Raw genomic sequence first — 22,045 nt, 5'->3', positions numbered from 1 at the left:
TGGATAGAAAGTAAACACCGTCCATACCGAGAAAAGGCTCGAAAACCTCGAGTCTACTTCAGGAAATTTACCTGCCTGAAGGAGTGCGATATCCGGGATATCCAATTTAAACTCCTACGAGGAACACTATGAAAAAAAGAACTTATCCGCTCCATCAGCGAGAATGCCGACATTTCCAAAACCAAGGCCGGACTCGTCATTGATGCCATCACCGATGCCGTGACGCAGGCACTGGTGGCGGGGAATGATGTCTCCCTCGTCGGATTCGGCACCTTTGAAGTCAAAAATCGCGCCGAGATAACAGGCCGCAATCCCAAAACCGGCGAGGCCATGACAATTCCGGCATCACGGGTTCCCGCATTCCGCGCTGGGAAAACCTTGAAAGAGGCCGTGAAGTAGAAAAACAGCGCGTTGCCGATGAGGGCGGGTAAATTTCTGGGGGCCGGAACGGTTGAATGTGAAGCTTGGCCTTACCACTGAATTTTAAAGTACCATGTAATCATGTAGCGGATGACCGTTAAATATGCATGTTATGCTTGATCTGGAGACAATGGCGACGAGCAGTCATGCCGCGATTGTTGCTATCGGTGCTGTGCTGTTTGAGCCTGATACCGTTATAATTTCCAGTAATTTCTACCGTATCGTTGATTTGGAAGATGCCGCTAAATTTGGTGAATTGGATGCTGGTACGGTGAAATGGTGGATTTTACAGTCCGAAGCAACACGACAGGTTTTCTCCTCCGATGAGCAGGTTGTATCACTCTCCCGTGCACTGGTCGATTTTTCTGAATGGCTGGAAGAACATCAGCAGCACGAACGGGACACTCCGCAGGTTTGGGGTAACGGCTCGGGATTCGACTGTGTGATACTGCGCAATGCTTTTGAGTCAACAGCCCTTCCGGTGCCGTGGAAATTCTGGCATGAGCGAGACGTTCGCACGGTAGTAGAACTTGGGCGCTCTATTCTGGGGTATGATCCGAAACGTAATATGCCATTTGACGGCGTGGTACATAATGCGCTGGCTGATGCTCAACATCAGGCGAAGTATAGCTAAACGACTTAATTTTGATTACATTATTTAAATGAGCTATTCAATTGATTTTAGACGTAAAGTGATATCTACACGGAAAAACGAAGGGTTGAGTATCCGAGAAACAGCGAAGCAATTTCGGATTGGCCCTGCCTCTGTATCGCGTTGGATTAATCAAATAGAGTCAAAAGCATCGACCACGCGTCAGCGAAAGATCGATAAATCCGAGTTGATAAAAGATGTTGAACAATATCCAGATGCTTACCAAAAAGAACGTGCAGAGCGTTTTGGCGTTTGTCAGAAGGCCATTTGGCAAGCGCTTAAAAAGCTGGGATTGACCTATAAAAAAACTCTACGTCATCCGAAAGCCGACGAAAACGCCCGGCAGGGATTTCAACAAAAAAAACAACAGTATGAAAAAGAAGGTAAACCTATTGTTTTTATTGATGAAAGTGGTTTTTCACACGATGCCCCACGGACTCACGGCTATTCCCCAAAAGGTCAACGGTGTTTTGGCCTGAAGAACTGGGGAGCTAGGGGAAGAACAAATGTTATCGGCGCTTTATTAGGCACAACGCTGTTTGCTATCGGATTATTTGATATCAATATTAACAGCGATGTTTTCTATGCCTGGGTCACACAAGTCCTTATCCCAGTACTCCCTAAAAACAGTGTAATCATGATGGACAATGCCACTTTTCACAAAAAACATAATATTCAACAAGTCATCATCGATGCAGGGTATATAGCCAAGCGACTTAATTTTGATTACACCATATGGACTGAGAACAAACTCTCTGTATCGCAACCCATCTCTCTTTTTTTGCTTTTTGCTTGTGCCCATTTATGCTCAATTGGGTTAAGATCTGGCGAATATGTAGGCAAATACTCCACCATATACCCTGCATCGATGATGACTTGTTGAATATTATGTTTTTTGTGAAAAGTGGCATTGTCCATCATGATTACACTGTTTTTAGGGAGTACTGGGGCTTTGTTGAATAATTTAACATGCTGATTTACATAATTATTATAACACTTCAACAACTAAGTTTTCCAGCCGTAATGCTTTTTATTGTGCTAACTACTTGATTTGTCGTTCTAACAAAATACAGTCTCTGTACATGCATTCTACCTAAAGAAGATGTAAATCAAACGGTTAAATTATTCAACAAAGCCGAGTACTGGGATAAGGACTTGTGTGACCCAGGCATAGAAAACATCGCTGTTAATATTGATATCAAATAATCCGATAGCAAACAGCGTTGTGCCTAATAAAGCGCCGATAACATTTGTTCTTCCCCTAGCTCCCCAGTTCTTCAGGCCAAAACACCGTTGACCTTTTGGGGAATAGCCGTGAGTCCGTGGGGCATCGTGTGAAAAACCACTTTCATCAATAAAAACAATAGGTTTACCTTCTTTTTCATACTGTTGTTTTTTTTGTTGAAATCCCTGCCGGGCGTTTTCGTCGGCTTTCGGATGACGTAGAGTTTTTTTATAGGTCAATCCCAGCTTTTTAAGCGCTTGCCAAATGGCCTTCTGACAAACGCCAAAACGCTCTGCACGTTCTTTTTGGTAAGCATCTGGATATTGTTCAACATCTTTTATCAACTCGGATTTATCGATCTTTCGCTGACGCGTGGTCGATGCTTTTGACTCTATTTGATTAATCCAACGCGATACAGAGGCAGGGCCAATCCGAAATTGCTTCGCTGTTTCTCGGATACTCAACCCTTCGTTTTTCCGTGTAGATATCACTTTACGTCTAAAATCAATTGAATAGCTCATTTAAATAATGTAATCAAAATTAAGTCGTTTAGCTATATGGTGGAGTATTTGCCTACATATTCGCCAGATCTTAACCCAATTGAGCATAAATGGGCACAAGCAAAAAGCAAAAAAAGAGAGATGGGTTGCGATACAGAGAGTTTGTTCTCAGGGCCCATTCCCACTCGAAACGCAACAAAGTGACCCACTTGCCAGAGTCGGATAAAATCACCGTTCTGGCCATACTGGAGAGCCTGTTGCATGCAGGGAAAACCTCTGACTCAGAAAGAACGGTTCTACATCGAAAAGCGGCGTGGTGAAGGTGTCAACCAAGCTACCATTGCCAGAGAGCTTGCTCTGCCTCGCTCGACCATCACCAGGGAACTCAGACGCAATACCGACCCTACTTTCAATGGTGTCTACTGCTGTAGAAGGGCGGACACTCTGGCCCGGGAACGCCGTCATAAGCCTCTGCCAAACAATGCTTTTTACCCGTTGGAGCCACACATTCAGAACTTCATCAGGCAGGCGCTTTCCACTCACTCTTCACCTGAAATTATCAGTGGCCGTTTGCACCTGGAATTCGGTATATCTGTCAGCAAGAATACGCTATATCGCTATATCCTGCAGGAGAGACAGGCTGGCGGGGAGCTATATCAGCAACTTCCTCATCGGGGAAAACGTTACAGGTACAATGTCGAAAACCTCAAATCAGGCCCTATTCCCAACCGTGTTGGTATTGAGTATCGCACAGCTCAAGCCGAGCTTAAACAGGAGCCTGGCCACTTCGAAATTGACACTATTTTTGGCAAAAACCAGAAGTCATTTTTGGGCTTTGTTGAATAATTTAACCGTTTGATTTACATCTTCTTTAGTTAGAATGCATTTACAGAGAATGTATTTTGTTAGAACGACAAATCAAATAGTTAGCACAATAAAAAGCATTCCGAGAGGAAAAATTAGTCGTTGAAATTTTATAATGCTTATATAAATCAGTATCTTAAATTATTCAACAAAGCCTCATTTTTGTTAACCATCGTAGACAACGCATTGAAAACCATCATCATTCGCAAACTGCCTAATAAGCGTGCGGAGACTGTGGTTGCTGCTTTCAGGGACATTGAAGCTAATACCTTTTGCAAGTTTAAGACCCTAACAGCTGATAACGGCCCTGAATTCGCCCTGCACGAGCAAATTACTCAAATCACAGGGGCGCAGGTCTACTTTGCCCGCCCTTATCATTCCTGGGAGAGGGGCTTGAATGAGCACACCAACGGGCTGATACGACGTTTTTACCCAAAGGGAACAGACTTCAGTCAGGTCAGTCATCGTAAGATTGCCGAACTCGAACACATACTCAATACAAGGGGCAGAAAATCGCTGGGCTATCGTTCCCCCAATGAGGTATTTTTAACGCACTTACTGGTGGCATAACCCTCTACCGTTTTGTTGCGTTTCGAGTGGGAATGGGGCGAGTGTTCTTTTCTGACTTGTTTAATACGGTCAGTTGGAAAATGTCGGTAGAAGCAGTGAGGGCTGAAACTCCGTTAAAAACCGGCTTAGCAGCGCGAAGGGCAGTCCGTCGGCATATGGAGCTTCAGAGTTCGCTACGCTCACGTCTCGGCGGATAACTGCTAGTGCACAATGGCTTTGTTGAATAATTTAACCGTTTGATTTACATCTTCTTTAGTTAGAATGCATTTACAGAGAATGTATTTTGTTAGAACGACAAATCAAATAGTTAGCACAATAAAAAGCATTCCGAGAGGAAAAATTAGTCGTTGAAATTTTATAATGCTTATATAAATCAGTATCTTAAATTATTCAACAAAGCCGTGCACAATGCAAGTTCAGTGAGCCGCCTTTCATGCCCTAACGGGCATCTCCGGCCTCCGCGCTTCGCTTTGCAAGGTCAACTACCTCTGAAATTGTTGATATCCCAATATCACTTCGAGATACCTCGCAGGAATCGATTTTAAGGCACCTGTGAGCCTCTCTACGGCGTTTTCTACTTTAAAGCCAGGACTTCTCTACCAAAAATCACTTCTACAGGCTTAACAGCGTAGAAAGTCAGTTATTGGTGATCTCGGTAATGTGTTTTTTCAATCTAAAATAAGTAGCCCTAGATATTCCTGTTTTTTCAGTTACTATCTTAAGTGTTTTTCCCTCGCGGATCATCGTCTGGGCAGAGGTAGTCCCCGAATGAGGTTTCCTGCCAAACTTAACCCCGCATTCCATTGCGGCTATTCTGCCATCATTGGTTCTCTCCAGAATACGTTCGCGCTCAGCTTCTGCTACCGCTGCTAGAATTTGAATAACCATCTTTCCAATCGTACCTTCTGTACTGAGGCTATTCTCTAGGAATCGGATGGCAATCCCCTTTTTGTAGCAACCGTCAACAATACCGATCATGTCAGCGGTGTTACGCCCTAGGCGATCCATTTTTGTGCAGATGATTACGTCGTCTTTCTCTGCCCTGGCCAGCAGCCGCTGTAACCCTTCCCGCTCATCAGTTGCTCCTGTCATCATGTCTGTAAAAATACGATCTTCGCGTACACCTGCATTTTTTAACTCCGTTACCTGATGCGTTAGCTTCTGATGACTGGTTGATACCCGTGCATAGCCCAGTAGTGCCATTTTTAGTCTCATAAATGGTTTTTGATACAGAATTGTATCATAATGCACTAAATACGATTTCTGATACCTATTTTGGCTTTGTTTTTTCGAGTATCAAATATTATAATATTTGATACTCTCATAAGAAAATGTGATTGATAGATCGATTATTTATGATTACGTGGCGCTGGGAATCTGAAAACCGGTGGTATGAGGCTGAGTTATTGTGTGATTTGTTTGGTGACTGGTTGCTTGTTCGGCGTTGGGGGGGGTTGTACAACGACAGGTAAGGTACAAAAACAGAGGTTGTTCCAGACCTTCTATCTGGGGTTGCCCTGCTGTTTGCCATCGATAAAGAGCGTAAAGCCAGAAGAGCACCCTATAAACGATTCTAAAAGCCTCTTTGCGCTGTTAAGCCTACCAATAGGGTTTTTCATACCTCTTTCATCAAAAATTGCCTTTAAGCTGCTACAGCGCGTTTGAAAACCAAAGAAAACCCTCTCCTTAAATCCCACCGCTCGCCGCAGTCTTTGGCTGAGGCGTACCACAGGAGCGGAGCGACGAGGAACGAACAGCCAAAGCGAGGAAGCGGAAGAGCACCAAATGCTGATTGAGCCACGTTCACACTGATGCTTGAGATGGGCACAGGGAATTTTATCAGGAAGGAGCAAAATCTGCCTTTTGGCGGGTTTGCCAGAACTGAAGTTATCCACAGGCTCAATGGGGTGAAACCCGGTTAAAAGATTAGTTATGTATAAGTTAAAAGAAGTTAAAGGAAAAAAAACGGACATAAAGATATAATAAATAAGACTTTTTTTACCTAGATATGTGTAAAACACGATAGTTTATGTGTAAAACACGATAGTTTATGTGTAAAACACGAATTATTTATGTGTAAAACACGAATGTAATTTAAGTTTTCCACAAATTAAAACTTGATTTATGTGTAAAACACGATATATTTATGTGTGTAACACGTTTTTTAAGCCTTCTTTCGTAACTTTAGCTTTAATGCGCATTAAAATTTTGCATTTTTGTCATGTGTAAAACACGAATTGGTTATGTGTAAAAGACGAATTAAAACTTATTAAGTTATTGAATTAACGAGTGTGATCAGTGGTGAAGCACTGATCACACTCTAACCAACAACCCTAGACACTAGATAGGATTGAGGCTATGACCGATCATACTGACAAAGTGAGAGCAAGCAAGTTGAAAACGTTACGTCCCCGTAAACATGAGCTGGAGTTTTTCATTGCTGATGAAGTAGAGCTTTCTAGCTTCCGAGATGAAATGGCGAGTATGGAACATCCATTTTTCGCTTTAAAAGGTGGAGATACTAATATCAGAGAGTATCAAAATGGAAATGTAAAGGTAACGGTCAGACCCGCAGTTGGTATAGGTCTAGCGACTATCTTTGATAAAGATGTATGGATTTATGCAATATCAAAATTACAAGAGTCGTTTAATAAAAATGAACCAATTAGCCGAAAAGTTTGTTTTACTCCATATGATTTTTTTGTCACAACAAATAGAAATAAAAGTGGTAGAGCATATCAAGAATTTGAGAAGTCTTTAGATAGGTTAAAAGGAACAACAATTAAGACAAATATTTTTTATTCAGAAGAAAAACAAGAAAGTATTGGGTTTGGTCTTATTGATAGCTGGCGAATCATTGAAGAAAAAAAAGGCAAGCTTGATATTGGTATGGTTGAGGTAACATTGCCAGAATGGTTGTATCAGGCATTGCATAAGAAAAAAATGCTGAAAATAAGCCCCGATTACTTTCGCATTAGAAAAGCGGTAGATCGACGTATATACGAAATTGTGCGTAAGCACTGTGGTAATCATGGCGAGTTTACGATTTCTCTTGAAAAACTGCATTTGAAAACAGGAAGTACAGCGAATAAGTCAGAGTTTAAGAGAATGTTAAAGAACTTAGCAAAAGTTAACGATCTACCTGATTATAAAATTCGTTATGATGTTGAGCGAGATGTGGTTGTTTTCAATAACCGAAAATTAACACACGAAGAAGAAGGAAAAGAGCAGCAAAGGGAAAAAGGTAAGCGGGAAATTTATAAGTTAAAAAATTCACTGGTAGAAAAAAGGGCTAGAAATTGAGTAAACTATCCCACCACGAGAGTCTGTAAAGAATTTTGTGTAAATGGCTCCATTGCTTAACCGGAGATTCGTTCTCCATACATCAACATGAATTGGCTCATAGCAGGTTTCCAGTCTCTGATTGGCAAGGTCCATTTAGCAGAGATATTATGCAAGGCTAGATAGAGTAATTTTATCACCGAGTCATCCGTTGGAAATATTCGTCGCGTTTTCGTTATCTTGCGCAATGAAGCATTTAACGACTCTATCGCGTTGGTGGTGTAGATAACCTTGCGGATCTCCGGCGGAAAGTCAAAAATGACGATGAGACGTTCCCAATTATTTCTCCACGACGGGCTGATCGTCGGGAACTGTTCATCCCATTTGGCCGCGAAGGCATCCAGGGCCTCTTCAGCGCCCTCTAGCGTTGCGGAACTATAGATGGTGCGCAGGTCAGCAGCAACGGCCTTACGCTCTTTCCAGCCGACGTAGCGCAGCGAGTTCCGCACCTGATGCACAATGCAGAGCTGTACCCGCGTATGCGGGTAAACAGCTTCAATGGCATCAGGAAAGCCTTTCAGGCCATCGCAGCAGGCGACGAAGATGTCCTTTAGCCCACGATTTTTCAGTTCTGTCATCACAGATAACCAGAACTTGGCCCCCTCAGTTTTGGCTATCCATAGCCCCAGCAGCTCTTTTTCGCCCTGGCCGTTGACGCCGAGGGCCAGATAAACAGACTTGTTGGCCACGGCTCCGCCGTCCTGGCTTTTGACAACAATACAGTCAAGGTAAACAATGGGATAAAGCGCATCCAGCGGCCGTTGCTGCCAGCGCTTAACTTCATCCATCACAGCATTGGTCACTTGAGAAATGAAGCCAGCGGAAACATCGACCCCGTAGACTTCTTTAAAGTGTGCCTGAATATCACGGGTTGATAACCCTCTGGAATAGAGAGAAATAATGCGGTCATCGAAGCCGTTAAGCTGTTTTTCGTGCTTACCGATCAGTGTCGGCTCGAAGGTACTGTTGCGGTCGCGCGGAATATCGAGCTCGATCTCCCCATTTTGGCTACGTACGCTCTTGGATGTCTTGCCATTGCGTGAGTTGCCTGAATGATTACCAGCCGGGTCATGCTTAGCATACCCAAGGTGCATCTCCATCTCAGCTTCAAGAACCCGTTCCGCCAGTCTTTTAGTCAGCACCTTGAGTAGGCCTGATTCACCCAGCAGATCCTGAGGGGAGTGACAATCTTGAAGCAGTTGGTCAATAAGTTCGTTGCTGATAGGCATTTTGTTATCCTTTGAAGGTTTTCCTCAAAATGCCATTTACACAGATTATTTTACAGTCTCCACCACGATGCTTTGTTTAAGATATTCCTTGGTGACATCAAGATTGCACAGGATTTTCTGCAAATTCATTTACCGGAAAAAATTCGCCAATTATGTGATTTTAGTACGTTGGCGATGAAATCCGGTAGTTTTATTGAGCCAGACCTTCGTAGCCAGTGCTCTGATATGCTCTATTCGGTGCAGACGACTACGGGAGTTGGGTATATCTATACTCTCATCGAGCACCAGAGCCGCCCGGAAAAGCTGATGGCGTTCAGGCTTCTAAGATATGCGGTTGCCGCCATGCAGCGCCATCTTGAGCAGAGTAACGACACCTTGCCGGTAGTGATACCACTGCTGTTTTATCAGGGTAAAATATCGCCTTATCCATACAGTACTCATTGGCTGGATTGTTTTGCTGATCCGGAACTGGCAACGTCTGTCTATACGCAGGCTTTTCCACTGGTTGATGTCACGACTATCCCCGATGAGGAGATTTTCACGCATCGGCACGTTGCCCTGATGGAGCTGGTGATGAAGCATATCCGTACCCGCGATATGCTAGAGTTAAGTCATGAGATAGCATCCTTGCTCAATCAGTGGGTATTGCAGCCTGAGTTATTTCGCGGATTAATATGTTATATTGTAGAACGAGGAAATACTTCTGATGCAAAGCAATTTTTGCATCAGATTGCGGAGAAAGCAACTGATTATCGGGAGGTGGTGATGACCATTGCAGAGCAGTTACGGCAAGAGGGCGAGAAACAAGGTATAGAAAAAGGCATTCATCTAGGCGAACAGCGGGGCATAGAAAAAGGCATTGAAAAAGGCCGCCATGAAGCCAAAATAGACATGGCAAGGCAGTTCCTGGCCAACGGCGTTGATCGGGCGATTGTCAAGATGTCTACTGGGCTGTCTGATGCTGAGATTAATGCACTGATGGATTAATCGATGTCGAGTAACATTATTTTAGCTCGCTCATTTTATGAGCGTGATACGCTTTGTGTGGCAAAAGATTTGCTGGGAAAAGTTTTAAAGTTTGCAGACTATCATGGGGTTATCAACGAAGTTGAAGCCTATATAGGGCAAGATGATCCGGCCTGCCATGCCGCGAGAGGCTGTACGCCACGAACAGCAATCATGTTTGGTGCTGCCGGGTTTTCCTATGTTTATCTTATCTACGGTATGTATCATTGCCTGAATATTGTGACTGAGCGTGAAGGTTTTCCTGCGGCGGTTTTAATTCGGGGAATCGATTTATACAAACCCACAGTTATTACTTTGGATGGGCCGGGTAAACTCTGCAAAAAATTAAATATAACGAAAAATAATAACCAGATTGATTTGACGCAATGTCATGATTTTTGTGTTTACGATTCGACGGCTAAACCAAAATATATGGCTACGCCAAGAATAGGCATAAAAATTGGTACTGACAAATTATGGCGTTTTAAGTCAATGTAAACACTGTTAAGTGTTACCAGCAATATGCACCCACATTCATTAAGATATCCTTGCCGCTTTTCTGCGCAGCCGCTATAATTGAGATATTAACCCACAATGGTTAATCGGGAGTCGAAACCCGTGTATCTTACTGGCGACAGATGACGCGCCATGCGTCTTTTTTTATGTCGCGAAACGCCTAAGCATACCTGTAAAACAATGGTGGCTCAGGCGGGGCATCCGTAAGGGTGGCCGGTATCAGTAAGGCCGGTTTTCGACCCCCGTCTGGGCTACCACCCATGAGAGTCGAAACTCTGTGGTAGCGAAAACCAGCCACTTACTGAGGTTGCTATCATGGCTACTACCACCCTTAGAACTTGCCCTAAAAATCTGCATCCCATTTTCTGCAAGCGTGTCTATAGCACAAGACCGGCGATAATCGCTAAATTTGCGCGTATTTCACGTCATTTGACGCCGCGTCAACGTGCATCCCTTCTGAAAATAGGGGGTGTCGCATGAACAGCGCCATCAAGCAATTTTGCCAAAGTTTAACGATCCCCTGTGGCTTTACCGATGCCGAATCTCAGGATTATACCAATGCCGCGATGACCGATATTCTGGGGATGACGGTGGAATCTTCTCAGGTGCTGGACGTTTTTCATGCGCACGAGGAGTTTGTTCGCCATAATAAATTGCCATTATCGTTGCTCAGTACGCTGCCCGGTGGTTACAAACAATCGCCCCAACCGTGGCGGTTTGATTTTTTTCCGCGCTTCGATGAGAAAGATGTTTACGAAGGGGCATTTTTTTATGCTCAGCCCTTCCTGTTTTTATCGCTGCTTGAATATATCGAGGGTGAGACCCCTTATACCATTAATTTTATCCATTCAGATAACAGCTTTAGCCAGAGAGAGCGCCAGATTATCTTTTGTACGCTACAGCGATTAAGCAGCAAAGAAGTTGGCAAGAAACTTAATTTGTCCCATCGGACGATAGAAAACAACTTGCAATCAATTTATCAAAAATCGGGTGTGCATAATGGCAGCCAATTTAGAAATTATTGCCGCACCAACGGTATAAATAGATACCTTCCTCCTGACTTTCTGCCTTCTGGTAGTCCGGTCATTAGCGTTTAAGACTCGTCGTCAGAGCGATGTGCTCTGACGGTTACGCTAACTCGACAGGAGATGGAAATAATGAAAAATCTTTTTAATTTTACTCCGTATTATTCATTACTACCGAAACTTTCTAAAAGAGAAATAGAGGTTCTTGTGCTTTCAAGTTTTGGGTTTAGTGTTAATGAAATTGCACTGGAATTAAATATATCTACAGGGACTGTAAATGTGCATTTATGTAATGCAAAGCATAAATATGAAAGAGATACTTATGGTGATTTAAGAGCCTTATTTTATTTTAAGTTTTATAATGCATCACTTGATTTTAGAAATGCCAATAATTAAATAAAAAACTATAGTGTTTTTTCAAACCCCTGTTTGAGACTGTAAAATAATCTGTGTAAATGGCATTTTGAGGAAAACCTTCAAAGGATAACAAAATGCCTATCAGCAACGAACTTATTGACCAACTGCTTCAAGATTGTCACTCCCCTCAGGATCTGCTGGGTGAATCAGGCCTACTCAAGGTGCTGACTAAAAGACTGGCGGAACGGGTTCTTGAAGCTGAGATGGAGATGCACCTTGGGTATGCTAAGCATGACCCGGCTGGTAATCATTCAGGCAACTCACGCAATGGCAAGACATCCAAGAGCGTACGTAGCCAAAATGGGGAGATCGAGCTCGATATTCCGCGCGACCGCAACAGTACCTTCGAGCCGACACTGATCGGTAAGCACGAAAAACAGCTTAACGGCTTCGATGACCGCATTATTTCTCTCTATTCCAGAGGGTTATCAACCCGTGATATTCAGGCACACTTTAAAGAAGTCTACGGGGTCGATGTTTCCGCTGGCTTCATTTCTCAAGTGACCAATGCTGTGATGGATGAAGTTAAGCGCTGGCAGCAACGGCCGCTGGATGCGCTTTATCCCATTGTTTACCTTGACTGTATTGTTGTCAAAAGCCAGGACGGCGGAGCCGTGGCCAACAAGTCTGTTTATCTGGCCCTCGGCGTCAACGGGGCTTTGTTGAATAATTTAACCGTTTGATTTACATCTTCTTTAGGTAGAATGCATGTACAGAGACTGTATTTTGTTAGAACGACAAATCAAGTAGTTAGCACAATAAAAAGCATTACGGCTGGAAAACTTAGTTGTTGAAGTGTTATAATAATTATGTAAATCAGCATGTTAAATTATTCAACAAAGCCCGTCAACGGCCAGGGCGAAAAAGAGCTGCTGGGGCTATGGATAGCCAAAACTGAGGGGGCCAAGTTCTGGTTATCTGTGATGACAGAACTGAAAAATCGTGGGCTAAAGGACATCTTCGTCGCCTGCTGCGATGGCCTGAAAGGCTTTCCTGATGCCATTGAAGCTGTTTACCCGCATACGCGGGTACAGCTCTGCATTGTGCATCAGGTGCGGAACTCGCTGCGCTACGTCGGCTGGAAAGAGCGTAAGGCCGTTGCTGCTGACCTGCGCACCATCTATAGTTCCGCAACGCTAGAGGGCGCTGAAGAGGCCCTGGATGCCTTCGCGGCCAAATGGGATGAACAGTTCCCGACGATCAGCCCGTCGTGGAGAAATAATTGGGAACGTCTCATCGTCATTTTTGACTTTCCGCCGGAGATCCGCAAGGTTATCTACACCACCAACGCGATAGAGTCGTTAAATGCTTCATTGCGCAAGATAACGAAAACGCGACGAATATTTCCAACGGATGACTCGGTGATAAAATTACTCTATCTAGCCTTGCATAATATCTCTGCTAAATGGACCTTGCCAATCAGAGACTGGAAACCTGCTATGAGCCAATTCATGTTGATGTATGGAGAACGAATCTCCGGTTAAGCAATGGAGCCATTTACACAAAATTCTTTACAGACTCCATATCGACGATTGAGGACAACCCGGAGGGCTTTGTTGAATAATTTAACATGCTGATTTACATAATTATTATAACACTTCAACAACTAAGTTTTCCAGCCGTAATGCTTTTTATTGTGCTAACTACTTGATTTGTCGTTCTAACAAAATACAGTCTCTGTACATGCATTCTACCTAAAGAAGATGTAAATCAAACGGTTAAATTATTCAACAAAGCCAACCCGGAGATCACCTTCTTTATCCACAAAAATTACGTTCATTTGTTTTATCCGTCTGAATCATCAGATGAAAAAGGCGGTGCTATCGTGACGCCAGCGAGTCTCCTGCGTTGGAATTACCGTATGAACCCTGACCGCATTCTATTAACGGAAGTTCGTGGCGCGGAAGCGTGGGATTTTTTAAAGATCACTGGCTCTGGACATGAAGGAAGCATGACTTCGATTCACGCGGGTTCAGCAAAGGAAGCTATCGATGGTTTTATTACGCGTTGTTACGAGAATCCACAATGTAGCCAACTCCCCTACACGTTTATGTTGCGTAAGGTTTTAGACAGTCTGGATGTTATTGTCAGTATCGATCTCGATGGAAATATTCGGCGTATGAATGATATTTACTTTCGCCCATTACATCGTAAATCGTATTACGAGGACTTAAAGGTATGATAAAGATTTTATCGACTATTTGTCTTTCTCCGATGTTTTTTTTAACAGGTTGTTCTTCACCACCGCCCCCTCCGCAGGTAAACTGGTCAGGCTCTGCTATTGAAATCAATAGCGTAATGCCTGACTGGAAAGAAAACAATGTGGTCATACCGTCGCCCGTTATCGCGGGTCACTGGGCAAAAGCGATTTATGATTTTGATGGAGAAAAAGGAAACTATCTTCCCGATGATTACTTTGCCGTCACCCATGCCAATCAGATTGTGGTGTTAACTCAAACATCAGCAGGCTATTTTAATGCCAAGCGCTGGCTCAGGACGCATGGCGCAAAAGGGGTGATTGACTATCAGGTCAAGCAGGGATGTCTCGGATGCGGTGAAACCGATATTTATTTCTATCGCATCGATAAACCGGTTGATATTCATCCTCTCCCGGTAAAGAAACAGCCTGAACGCCTGTTGGCAGCGAAAAATATTGCAAATGATAATCAGCCGATGACAAGTAAACCGCTGACGGTGACGAAACCTCCGCAAATTATCAGCGTTAAAAATCACTTGTCACCCACGCAGGGAAATAAATCCCTCATTCAATCGCAAAAAGCGATAGTGCCGCCAAAAACAACGGCGTTGCTTACGGATAAGCCCCTTACATCGATGAAAGTCACGCCGCCCCAAAAACCTGTGCAAACGTGGCAGATAGAAAAAGGCGGAACGTTAAAAGAGGGGGTTATGGCATGGGCAATAAAGGAGTCTTGTGTCGCGCAGGGAGTGAAAAATTGGTCGGTTTTATGGCAAACGTCGGTGAATTATCAGATTGACGCGCCACTAAAATTCAGTGGGGATTTTAAATCCGCACTGAGAAATGTTTTGGAATTATACCAGTCGGCCAAAAAGCCGCTTTATGCTGAAACCAATAGTGCGCAATGCCTGATACGCATCACCGATAAACCACCGGGGGGATAATGGGCTATTTAATCCTTTCTTTTCTACTGGTGTCGTTATCGCTGGCTGGATTTTATCAGCATCAACAGGCGGACAATCTCAATAACACCGAAATGACAACCACCACGACGCAACAGGCGATAGAGACGGTTCACTATATCAACGCAATTAATGATTATCTCTATCTCCACCCTGATGTAACGAAGAATCCCAATGAGATTGTGCTAACAGCGGCGCAAATCGGTATCACGCCGCATTCGCCCATCCAGCATGTCATTGCCAGCCAGCGTGTTTTTGTCTGGCAACCTTTTTCACCGGGATTAATGGCGGAACTCAAAACCCAAACCCGCGATTCTGCGCTATTGGGCAGCGTAAAAAATCACCGCCTTTTTGATAATAGTGGGCGTGATATGCAAATTGTCTTACCGGCACGTATCGCAGATGAGGCGATTGTTTATCTTAATTAGGCAAGGAAATGAAAGTTTTTGTATTTCATATTTTTATTGCTCATTCTCTGATAAAGCGTAATTCAATGGCAACCAATTGATGTCGTGGTTAATTAATTTCAATGCTATCTTTATACCTAGCGGTTCGTTTCCATTACCATGAATCAAAACAATACTTCCTGATTTAGGAAGTTCACCTTTCGCTAACCAAGCATTACTGCCGACAGGGATTAAACCTAGCTTATTCAATTCTTTCACTGTCATTTCATTTGAAACTAACCCTGGAAATCGAAAAAATATTGAAGGAACCTGATTATGTTGCAATAAAAGTTTCTCCGTCATTAACACTTCGTTTTTCATGTCTACCCCCGGAAACAACAAAAAGTTTTCATTAGCTGGTTTACCTTTAAAGTATGGGTGACTAAACGAATGATTCACCCAAGTTATATCTAAAGTTTTTTCATTTTTAATTAGCCAATTAAATTCTTTCTGATGATTACGTATCCATAAACCACTTATGGCGATGGCGATAGGGAATTTTTTATGATGTTCATCAGCAATTGATAACAAGCGCCTAAAGAAATCTCTTTCAAAAAATCTTTTTGATGGGCATAAGTCAACACTAAGAAACATACCATTAATACTATCAGAATGTGTCAACCCATAATTCTGCAAAAGATATGGAGGAAATGAGTAAGTTTTTAACGCTTTAAAATAGTTGGTACTCTCTAATTCTTTAGTGGTGAAGTAACTCGATTGATTATCTTTTAAGGGGTTGTTATGGCTTAAATTTACCGCTTTATCCGTTTCAGTGACAAGCGTTACCGGATCAACTAGCAAATAATTCATATCGTTATTGGAAAAATAACTACGAATCGCTATTTTTAATTCCCCCTTTAAATTATACATGGGAATAAAAATATTTTTATAGTCCTCAATGGCGATTTGAGCATGGCTTTTTGATAAAAACATAATTATCATAATGAATGTAATTAGAATGTTGTTTTTAACGCTCATTGTTAGTCACCAAAAAATCGTATTAACATCTCTACACAACGAAATAATAGAATTCCGCTTCATCGTTCCCCAGCAAGGAAATTCTCGATTTCAGTCTATGGAGGGATCGAGATTGCGCAAATCGCAACATGTGATGTCATCTTATTCCTCCTTATTTTCTTCTTCTCGTAGATAACGCACTCTATTTATCAAAGGATACATCATGCGAGCGATTTTTTCTGCTGCGCCTTTACTGGTGGTGCTGGCATTGTCTGGCTGTACCAGTATTGAGCGCATTAATCAAAACATGAAAAGCAGTGAAGCGACAGACGCAAAGGCTAGGCAGCAGATGCAAACGCTGACCTCGCCATCGCCAGTATTACGCGAAGCGCCCCGGCAGTGGGTGAATCCCACGCCGATGATTGACCGAACGGCGATAAAAAAAGCCACCCCACCTTGTACCATTACCCTTAACCGGCAAGGCTCACTGAGCCTGCATGACGTCTCTGAGCGCATTACCCGTGTGTGCCGCATTCCCGTTTCCGTCACGCCAGATGCATTAACGCTATTGGGCGGCGTCTCTGGCGGCCAGACCCAGCAGATGAAAGGCGATATCCCGCCGCCGGATGTCAATGGCATGGTGCCGCTGGCTGCCATCGGGATGGCCTCATCCTCTGCGCCTGCTGCGGTTAACACCGGCGCGAATCTGAACGGACTTTACTGGAACGGCCCGCTTTCCGGGCTGCTTGACACTATCGCCAGTCGCCTTGGCGTGTCGTGGCGCTATGAATCGGGGCAGATAGTTATCTACGCGCTGGAAACCCGGTCATTTACGCTGAATTTTATGGATTCACAGACCGATTACCAATCCCGTGTGGTCAGCGGCACCACCTCCAAAGCCGGTAACAGCGGCGGGCAAAGCGGCAATGCACTGAGTGGTGATGCCACCACGTCACAATCCACCTCAACCACCATAAAATCCTCCCTGTATGCCGATTTACAGGGGGCGGTAAAATCGATGCTGACGCCGGGGCTGGGGCGTATGTTCCTGTCTGCCGGTAATCTAACCGTCACCGATGTGCCACGGGTGCTGGATACGGTTGAGCGCTTTGTTGACGAGCGCAACCAGACATTAGACAGGCAAGTGGTGCTCAATATTGAAGTGTTGAGCGTGGAAAAACGGCAAAAAGACCAGTTAGGACTGGACTGGAACGCCGTTTTTAACAATGGTCGTTTAGGGTTGTCGCTCAGTCAAGCCTTTGGCGGTGCGGCAGGCAATATCATGAATGGCGGATTCTCGGTGGTAGACGGGCGGCTGGCGGGGTCAAAAGTCTTTCTCAAAGCGCTGGCAGAGCAGGCTAAAGTCAGTGTTGTCACCCAACAGTCGAATACCACCACCAATCTTTCGCCGGTTGCCATGCAGGTCGCTGAACAGGAAGATTATGTGGCACAGGTGACAACGCAATCCACCGCGAATGTCGGCACGGCCACGTCAATTCAGCCCGCTACTATTACTACCGGCTTTTATATCAATCTGCTGCCCAATATCATGCCGGACGGTCAGCACCTGTTGCTGCAATTCGCCATTAATCTCTCTGAACCGCCTACCCGCCGTACCTTTACTTCTGGGGAAAGCTCGGTCGAGTTGCTCAATACCCAACTAAAAACTTTTACCCAGCGCGTGAAAATGAAAACCGGCCAGACACTGGTGTTATCCGGCTTTCAGCAGGCCAGCCGTAAAGGCAGCAAACAGGGCGTCGGCCAACCGGGGTTCTTCGGGTTAGGTGGCGGTCAACAGGCAGAAGACGGTGACCGGATGCTGGTTGTGCTTATTACCCCGGTTCTGTCGCAGGAGGGGTAATGATGACGACAACACCGCTGTTTACCGCGACGCCGATTGTGCGAGGTCGCCGTGTTTTTCTGCTCGGCATAGACTGGCTCCCCGTGACGTTGCGGGCAGGGAAAAACGTCAAAAGCGAAGCGCGACGGCTAGGGGCAGATCGCGTGGTCAGTTACCGCTATCGGGACAGCCAGAAAAACCCGCAGTGGGTGATGGGGCTGGTCAATTGGGCGGCGTTGACGTTGCCCAAAGGCTGCAAGGACGGTTACGCGCTGGCACTGCTCATCGTCCGGCAACTGAAAGGCAGTGGCTACGCCATTATCGCGCTGGATAACGCGCGCTACGGCTTTGTTAGCAGCATCGACGGGGTGCTGATTAACGATGTGGTGGGCGACAAGGCCGCGATAGCACAGGCGCAAAAAAACTTTTGCCAGTTTAACCGCGAGCCGGAAGGCGGCTGGCAGATTTTCGCCCCGGCAGACTGGAACATCGCCGATAGCCAACCGTTTGATATGGAAGGCTTGCTGGCAGGGCTTCGTTTTCCAGCCAGTGCCCGCTTTCAGGTGACATCGCGCACGCGGCGATTGTTAGGCCTGTTCACCCTGGGCGGCCTGATGTTGGCCGGTTACGTCGGCTGGAACGGGGTTCAAACCCATCAGGAAACGTTACGTCAGGCCGCAATACGGGCGGCATGGCTGGCACAGCAACAGGTGCAAACCTCCCCGGCTCTGCGCTCGCCGTGGCATGACACACCGCGATTGATGCCGTTTATCAGCGCTTGTGCCGAACGCTGGCAAAAAATCCCGCTGTCGCTGGCAGGCTGGCGCTTTAAAGAGGCGCAGTGCGCACAGGAAGGGACACTACGACTGGCGTACAGCAAACCCGTTGGGGCCACCGTGGGCGATTTCGCTTACCGGGTGAAGCAGGTTTACGCCGGGCAAACGATGCCGTATTTCAATTTACCCGGTCAGGGTGATACCGGCGGGTTTAGCCAACCCGTGACCTTCACCCCCTCGCCGGATACGCGCGCCCTGCCGGAGGCGGATAACCAGATACAGCGATTAACCACCTTTGCGCAACGGATGCGCTTGCCGATTAACCTACAGGAAGAGGATAACCGTCAGGTGAGCGCTAACGGCGAAGAGCGGATTTTGCCGTGGCGCAGTTTTAGTTTTTCACTGGAAACCACCATCCCCCCAACCCTGCTGTTTGATGAACTGGACGATCTGGGTTTACGCCTTCACGTCATCACGATCACGCTCAATCAGGGGCGTTTAAGTTACCGGATGGAAGGAAAATTATATGCAAAATCATAAACGTGCTCTGTTTATTGCGGCGTGGGTAAGCACAGCAGCTTATGCCGAAACACCGCCGGTAATGGAAGAATACACCCTGCAACGGCTAGAGCAGATACAGGCCGAAACCGTCCTGCTGGAAGCCAAAGCCGCCCGCGCCCGCATTCAGCGCGAACTGGAAGAGAGCGGTATTGATGCCCGGACAGCGAATTTACCGCTTACTGGCCGGGAGTTGGCCATTTTGCCCCGCGCCGGAGGCTTACCGTCAGTAGAAGAAATTTACGGCAGTGGCAAGCAGCTTATGGCGCGTCTGGTGCTTTCCGATGGCAAGCGGGCCGAACTACGGCAAGGCGAGCAGATCCCCGGCACCCGTTTTTGGGTTGAGGCGATTAGCGCCCGCGAAGTGCGTGTTGCTGACGGCAACGACAAACGCACACTGGCATTTTATTAATGAGGAGAAAAAGAGTGATGTTAAATACCCTTCCGCAGCCCGATGCCGATATCGCCCGCTTTGTGCGGGTGACACAGGCCGAGGACGGCATGATTGATATTTTTATCGCGGACAATTACCGCGAGGATTTTAAAGTTCAACATTTTGTCAGCCGGGTACAAAAAGCCTTTCCGGGTCTTACCCGCTGGGCCAGCCTGTCGCTGGATGAAATCGCCAACGTAGCCCTCCCCCTGTCGAGCGACGCTCCGGCCCACAGCGTTAACCAGCAGCGGGTATTAAGCTACTTCCGCAAGGCCATTGCACTCTCGGCCTCTGATCTACATTTCACTATCGGGCGCGATGGCAGCGAATTTTGCTATGTTGAAGTGCGGGTGCACGGTGAGTTGCAGAGTCTGGACTGCATCGACAAGGACGAAGGAATGGCGCTGGCGTCCACCATTATCCTGTCGATGTGTGATGTCACCGAGAAACAGTTTTACCCCAATCTTCATCAGGATGGCCGCATTGCCGAACGGTTTTTAAAACCGTTAGGGATATTTGGCGCACGTTATGCCCATATGTCATCTGTCGGCGGGCTATATGTGGTGATGCGTTTAATTAAGGATGATGGCGATGCCGTACCGGATTTTGAAAAACTGGGCTTTTTGCCTGAGCAAATCCGGGTACTGAAACGCCTGTTGCGTCGTCCCGAAGGGATGATGATTTTATCCGGGCCAACCGGCTCAGGGAAATCCACCACACTACGCACAGCGTCTGCCGCCTATCTTGCGCTGTGGGGCTATATCAACAAATTACCGGTACGACGACTGTTAACCATTGAAGATCCGCCCGAAGGCCGTATTTACGGTGCAATCCAGACGCCGATCATTGCTGATAAGAAAAACACCGAAGAAATCAAACGCGCATGGCTGCTATCGATGGCCTATGCCTTGCGTTGTGATCCGGATGCGATTTTAAACGGCGAAATCCGCGATTTGGAATCCGCCATCACCGCCCTGAAAGCGGCCATGACCGGGCATCTGCTGATGACCACACTTCACGCCAATGATGGCCTGAATATCCTTGAACGACTGGAAATAGAAGGGATATCCGCAAGACTACTGGCCGATCCGCAGTTGTTGATTGGGTTGATAAGCCAACGGCTGGTTCAGCGCTTATGTCCTCACTGCAAAGTCCCTTATCACCGGGTAGCAGAGCGGCTTGAGGAGGATGATCGCTTACTGATTGAACAGTATTGCCAGCCTGAAAAGGTGTTTATGCGCCATGTTGAAGGCTGCGAACACTGTTTCCATGGCATTGTCGGGCGGATCGTGGTGGCCGAAGTGATCGCCCCGGATGCGCAGTTCTTTGAACTGTACCGGACAAAAAGCAAGGCGGCAGCGAAAACCTACTGGCATCGAAAACTGGGCGGCATTACCCGTAATTAGCACGTGTTGCACTACATCCATGCCGGAGAAGTTGATCCACTGGCCACGCACTTCATTTGCCCGATTGATGAAGACAGTTATACGTTATTGCAGCTGGAAAATTAAAGCGCCCCAAATCGTCGGGGCGCTATGGTTACGCGGCGTTGTGCTCAAGCACACACCCGGATTTATTTTGCACACCAATGGCAATCTTCTGCGGTTTTTCCTGTTCAGGAATATCGTAGGTAAATTGTAGTGTTAATAATCCCTTATCCAGATTCGCCTGCTGGATGGTTATCCGATGCTCAAGGTTGAAACTTAAGGAAAACGCACTTTTTCTAATCCCTTTATGCAACCATTTGATGCCCTCTTTTTCTTCGTTAACCTCTGTTTCCTCAACCTTCGGTTTACCGCTCAGGGTTAACTGGTTATTCAGCACTGAAATATCGAGTTCATCCTGCGTATAGCCGGGTACGCTCACCGTCATTTCATAATGCTCTTTATCTTTTTGCAGCAGATTATAGGCGGGCGTATCCGCCACCGGGCTTTCACCGGTCAAACGGCTAAACAGATTATCTATCTGGTTAAAACGGTCAGACAGCAGATGATTGCTGAGTGCGGGAATGAGAGAGAAAGAACGATAGGCCATAGTATCCTCCTTTAACAGGTATTGAGTGAAATTTTACGTTCACATTCTTCATATTAGGGACAGTTGATACGTTTTCA

20 protein-coding genes and 6 pseudogenes are annotated in these 22,045 nt (G+C 45.7%); 20 read left to right on the top strand and 6 right to left on the bottom strand.

Features of this window, described 5'->3' with window-relative positions; genetic code table 11:
* Positions 1–171: 171 nt before the first annotated feature.
* The 3 genes and pseudogenes from ACQGXV_RS00260 to ACQGXV_RS00250 form a co-directional block, all read left to right on the top strand.
* Positions 172–399 carry an HU family DNA-binding protein gene (locus ACQGXV_RS00260; RefSeq protein WP_440862601.1) on the top strand — a complete coding sequence of 76 codons (228 nt, stop codon included), beginning with the start codon at positions 172–174 and terminating at the stop codon, positions 397–399.
* 133 nt (positions 400–532) lie between these two features.
* On the top strand, positions 533–1,054 hold the full coding sequence (locus ACQGXV_RS00255) for a 3'-5' exonuclease (protein ID WP_440862581.1): 522 nt from the start codon (positions 533–535) through the stop codon (positions 1,052–1,054).
* Between the two features lie 28 nt (positions 1,055–1,082).
* Positions 1,083–1,760, top strand: a pseudogene (locus ACQGXV_RS00250) (IS630 family transposase); the annotation flags it as partial.
* Positions 1,761–1,798: 38 nt separating this feature from the next.
* Here ACQGXV_RS00250 and ACQGXV_RS00245 read toward each other — a convergent pair.
* The gene (locus tag ACQGXV_RS00245; protein WP_440862580.1) at positions 1,799–1,993 is read right to left on the bottom strand and encodes a transposase; all 195 of its coding nucleotides are present in this window, start codon (positions 1,991–1,993) and stop codon (positions 1,799–1,801) included.
* 201 nt (positions 1,994–2,194) lie between these two features.
* Positions 2,195–2,818: an IS630 transposase-related protein gene (locus tag ACQGXV_RS00240; protein ID WP_440862579.1), complete on the bottom strand. Its 624-nt coding sequence runs from the start codon at positions 2,816–2,818 to the stop codon at positions 2,195–2,197.
* Positions 2,819–2,854: 36 nt separating this feature from the next.
* Between ACQGXV_RS00240 and ACQGXV_RS00235 the strand changes: the two genes are divergently transcribed.
* The 3 genes and pseudogenes from ACQGXV_RS00235 to ACQGXV_RS00225 all read left to right on the top strand — a co-directional run.
* Complete coding sequence (locus ACQGXV_RS00235) at positions 2,855–3,001, top strand: transposase (protein ID WP_440862578.1); 147 nt, start codon at positions 2,855–2,857, stop codon at positions 2,999–3,001.
* A 57-nt stretch (positions 3,002–3,058) separates the two neighbouring features.
* On the top strand, positions 3,059–3,643 hold the full coding sequence (locus tag ACQGXV_RS00230; protein WP_440862577.1) for an IS30 family transposase: 585 nt from the start codon (positions 3,059–3,061) through the stop codon (positions 3,641–3,643).
* Between the two features lie 165 nt (positions 3,644–3,808).
* Positions 3,809–4,231, top strand: a pseudogene (locus ACQGXV_RS00225) (IS30 family transposase); the annotation flags it as partial.
* 636 nt (positions 4,232–4,867) lie between these two features.
* Here the strand turns inward: ACQGXV_RS00225 and ACQGXV_RS00220 are convergent.
* Positions 4,868–5,434 (bottom strand): recombinase family protein, encoded by a 567-nt coding sequence (locus ACQGXV_RS00220; protein ID WP_440862576.1) that lies wholly within the window; start codon positions 5,432–5,434, stop codon positions 4,868–4,870.
* A 1,155-nt stretch (positions 5,435–6,589) separates the two neighbouring features.
* On the opposite strand from ACQGXV_RS00220, the gene ACQGXV_RS00215 reads away from it, so the two are divergent.
* Positions 6,590–7,534, top strand: a complete 945-nt coding sequence (locus tag ACQGXV_RS00215; RefSeq protein WP_440862575.1) for a replication initiator protein A — start codon at positions 6,590–6,592, stop codon at positions 7,532–7,534.
* Between the two features lie 56 nt (positions 7,535–7,590).
* Here ACQGXV_RS00215 and ACQGXV_RS00210 read toward each other — a convergent pair whose 3' ends face one another.
* On the bottom strand, positions 7,591–8,802 hold the full coding sequence (locus tag ACQGXV_RS00210; protein WP_440862551.1) for an IS256 family transposase: 1,212 nt from the start codon (positions 8,800–8,802) through the stop codon (positions 7,591–7,593).
* A 72-nt stretch (positions 8,803–8,874) separates the two neighbouring features.
* On the opposite strand from ACQGXV_RS00210, the gene ACQGXV_RS00205 reads away from it, so the two are divergent.
* The 9 genes and pseudogenes from ACQGXV_RS00205 (at position 8,875) to pilM (ending at position 15,352) form a co-directional block, all read left to right on the top strand.
* Positions 8,875–9,789, top strand: a complete 915-nt coding sequence (locus ACQGXV_RS00205; RefSeq protein ID WP_440862574.1) for an Rpn family recombination-promoting nuclease/putative transposase — start codon at positions 8,875–8,877, stop codon at positions 9,787–9,789.
* Between the two features lie 3 nt (positions 9,790–9,792).
* On the top strand, positions 9,793–10,305 hold the full coding sequence (locus ACQGXV_RS00200; RefSeq protein WP_440862573.1) for a DNA-3-methyladenine glycosylase: 513 nt from the start codon (positions 9,793–9,795) through the stop codon (positions 10,303–10,305).
* 494 nt (positions 10,306–10,799) lie between these two features.
* The gene (locus ACQGXV_RS00195; protein WP_440862572.1) at positions 10,800–11,420 is read left to right on the top strand and encodes a helix-turn-helix transcriptional regulator; all 621 of its coding nucleotides are present in this window, start codon (positions 10,800–10,802) and stop codon (positions 11,418–11,420) included.
* A 60-nt stretch (positions 11,421–11,480) separates the two neighbouring features.
* Complete coding sequence (locus tag ACQGXV_RS00190; RefSeq protein WP_440862571.1) at positions 11,481–11,744, top strand: helix-turn-helix domain-containing protein; 264 nt, start codon at positions 11,481–11,483, stop codon at positions 11,742–11,744.
* 95 nt (positions 11,745–11,839) lie between these two features.
* Positions 11,840–12,412, top strand: a pseudogene (locus tag ACQGXV_RS00185) (IS256 family transposase); the annotation flags it as partial.
* A 198-nt stretch (positions 12,413–12,610) separates the two neighbouring features.
* Positions 12,611–13,249: pseudogene (locus ACQGXV_RS00180) on the top strand (IS256 family transposase); the annotation flags it as partial.
* Positions 13,250–13,503: 254 nt separating this feature from the next.
* A pseudogene (locus ACQGXV_RS00175) lies at positions 13,504–13,947 on the top strand (ATPase, T2SS/T4P/T4SS family); the annotation flags it as partial.
* Positions 13,944–14,906 carry a TcpQ domain-containing protein gene (locus ACQGXV_RS00170; RefSeq protein WP_440862570.1) on the top strand — a complete coding sequence of 321 codons (963 nt, stop codon included), beginning with the start codon at positions 13,944–13,946 and terminating at the stop codon, positions 14,904–14,906. The pseudogene ACQGXV_RS00175 and the gene ACQGXV_RS00170, both read left to right, overlap by 4 nt.
* Complete coding sequence (gene pilM, locus ACQGXV_RS00165) at positions 14,906–15,352, top strand: type IV pilus biogenesis protein PilM (protein WP_440862569.1); 447 nt, start codon at positions 14,906–14,908, stop codon at positions 15,350–15,352. The genes ACQGXV_RS00170 and pilM overlap by 1 nt, the downstream gene beginning before the upstream one ends.
* A gap of 33 nt (positions 15,353–15,385) precedes the next feature.
* Here the strand turns inward: pilM and ACQGXV_RS00160 are convergent, their stop codons facing one another.
* Positions 15,386–16,348: a hypothetical protein gene (locus ACQGXV_RS00160; RefSeq protein ID WP_440862568.1), complete on the bottom strand. Its 963-nt coding sequence runs from the start codon at positions 16,346–16,348 to the stop codon at positions 15,386–15,388.
* Positions 16,349–16,550: 202 nt separating this feature from the next.
* Between ACQGXV_RS00160 and ACQGXV_RS00155 the strand changes: the two genes are divergently transcribed.
* The 4 genes and pseudogenes from ACQGXV_RS00155 (at position 16,551) to ACQGXV_RS00140 (ending at position 21,445) form a co-directional block, all read left to right on the top strand.
* Positions 16,551–18,188, top strand: a complete 1,638-nt coding sequence (locus tag ACQGXV_RS00155; RefSeq protein ID WP_440862567.1) for a PilN family type IVB pilus formation outer membrane protein — start codon at positions 16,551–16,553, stop codon at positions 18,186–18,188.
* Positions 18,188–19,483, top strand: coding sequence for a type 4b pilus protein PilO2 (pilO2, locus tag ACQGXV_RS00150; protein WP_440862566.1), 1,296 nt, complete (start codon positions 18,188–18,190; stop codon positions 19,481–19,483). Before ACQGXV_RS00155 ends, pilO2 begins: the two co-directional genes overlap by 1 nt.
* Positions 19,470–19,913, top strand: coding sequence for a type IV pilus biogenesis protein PilP (gene pilP / locus ACQGXV_RS00145; protein WP_440862565.1), 444 nt, complete (start codon positions 19,470–19,472; stop codon positions 19,911–19,913). Before pilO2 ends, pilP begins: the two co-directional genes overlap by 14 nt.
* Before the next feature lie 17 nt (positions 19,914–19,930).
* Positions 19,931–21,445, top strand: a pseudogene (locus ACQGXV_RS00140) (GspE/PulE family protein).
* A 28-nt stretch (positions 21,446–21,473) separates the two neighbouring features.
* Here ACQGXV_RS00140 and ACQGXV_RS00135 read toward each other — a convergent pair.
* On the bottom strand, positions 21,474–21,968 hold the full coding sequence (locus ACQGXV_RS00135) for an Hsp20 family protein (RefSeq protein WP_440862564.1): 495 nt from the start codon (positions 21,966–21,968) through the stop codon (positions 21,474–21,476).
* Positions 21,969–22,045: the final 77 nt, after the last annotated feature.

Source organism: Symbiopectobacterium purcellii (assembly GCF_052050035.1).
In the GTDB taxonomy this organism is placed as follows: Bacteria; Pseudomonadota; Gammaproteobacteria; order Enterobacterales; family Enterobacteriaceae; genus Symbiopectobacterium; species Symbiopectobacterium purcellii_A.
This window is presented reverse-complemented; position numbering and strand designations above follow the sequence as displayed.

What these genes read in the sequence shown, in the direction of transcription:
- ACQGXV_RS00255 (WP_440862581.1), top strand. Translation starts at nt 533, where the DNA reads ATGCTTGATCTGGAGACAATGGCGACGAGCAGTCATGCCGCGATTGTT.
- ACQGXV_RS00245 (WP_440862580.1), bottom strand. Translation starts at nt 1,993, where the DNA reads ATGATGGACAATGCCACTTTTCACAAAAAACATAATATTCAACAAGTC.
- ACQGXV_RS00240 (WP_440862579.1), bottom strand. Translation starts at nt 2,818, where the DNA reads ATGAGCTATTCAATTGATTTTAGACGTAAAGTGATATCTACACGGAAA.
- ACQGXV_RS00235 (WP_440862578.1), top strand. Translation starts at nt 2,855, where the DNA reads ATGGTGGAGTATTTGCCTACATATTCGCCAGATCTTAACCCAATTGAG.
- ACQGXV_RS00230 (WP_440862577.1), top strand. Translation starts at nt 3,059, where the DNA reads ATGCAGGGAAAACCTCTGACTCAGAAAGAACGGTTCTACATCGAAAAG.
- ACQGXV_RS00220 (WP_440862576.1), bottom strand. Translation starts at nt 5,434, where the DNA reads ATGGCACTACTGGGCTATGCACGGGTATCAACCAGTCATCAGAAGCTA.
- ACQGXV_RS00215 (WP_440862575.1), top strand. Translation starts at nt 6,590, where the DNA reads ATGACCGATCATACTGACAAAGTGAGAGCAAGCAAGTTGAAAACGTTA.
- ACQGXV_RS00210 (WP_440862551.1), bottom strand. Translation starts at nt 8,802, where the DNA reads ATGCCTATCAGCAACGAACTTATTGACCAACTGCTTCAAGATTGTCAC.
- ACQGXV_RS00200 (WP_440862573.1), top strand. Translation starts at nt 9,793, where the DNA reads ATGTCGAGTAACATTATTTTAGCTCGCTCATTTTATGAGCGTGATACG.
- ACQGXV_RS00195 (WP_440862572.1), top strand. Translation starts at nt 10,800, where the DNA reads ATGAACAGCGCCATCAAGCAATTTTGCCAAAGTTTAACGATCCCCTGT.
- ACQGXV_RS00190 (WP_440862571.1), top strand. Translation starts at nt 11,481, where the DNA reads ATGAAAAATCTTTTTAATTTTACTCCGTATTATTCATTACTACCGAAA.
- ACQGXV_RS00170 (WP_440862570.1), top strand. Translation starts at nt 13,944, where the DNA reads ATGATAAAGATTTTATCGACTATTTGTCTTTCTCCGATGTTTTTTTTA.
- pilM (WP_440862569.1), top strand. Translation starts at nt 14,906, where the DNA reads ATGGGCTATTTAATCCTTTCTTTTCTACTGGTGTCGTTATCGCTGGCT.
- ACQGXV_RS00160 (WP_440862568.1), bottom strand. Translation starts at nt 16,348, where the DNA reads ATGAGCGTTAAAAACAACATTCTAATTACATTCATTATGATAATTATG.
- ACQGXV_RS00155 (WP_440862567.1), top strand. Translation starts at nt 16,551, where the DNA reads ATGCGAGCGATTTTTTCTGCTGCGCCTTTACTGGTGGTGCTGGCATTG.
- pilO2 (WP_440862566.1), top strand. Translation starts at nt 18,188, where the DNA reads ATGATGACGACAACACCGCTGTTTACCGCGACGCCGATTGTGCGAGGT.
- pilP (WP_440862565.1), top strand. Translation starts at nt 19,470, where the DNA reads ATGCAAAATCATAAACGTGCTCTGTTTATTGCGGCGTGGGTAAGCACA.
- ACQGXV_RS00135 (WP_440862564.1), bottom strand. Translation starts at nt 21,968, where the DNA reads ATGGCCTATCGTTCTTTCTCTCTCATTCCCGCACTCAGCAATCATCTG.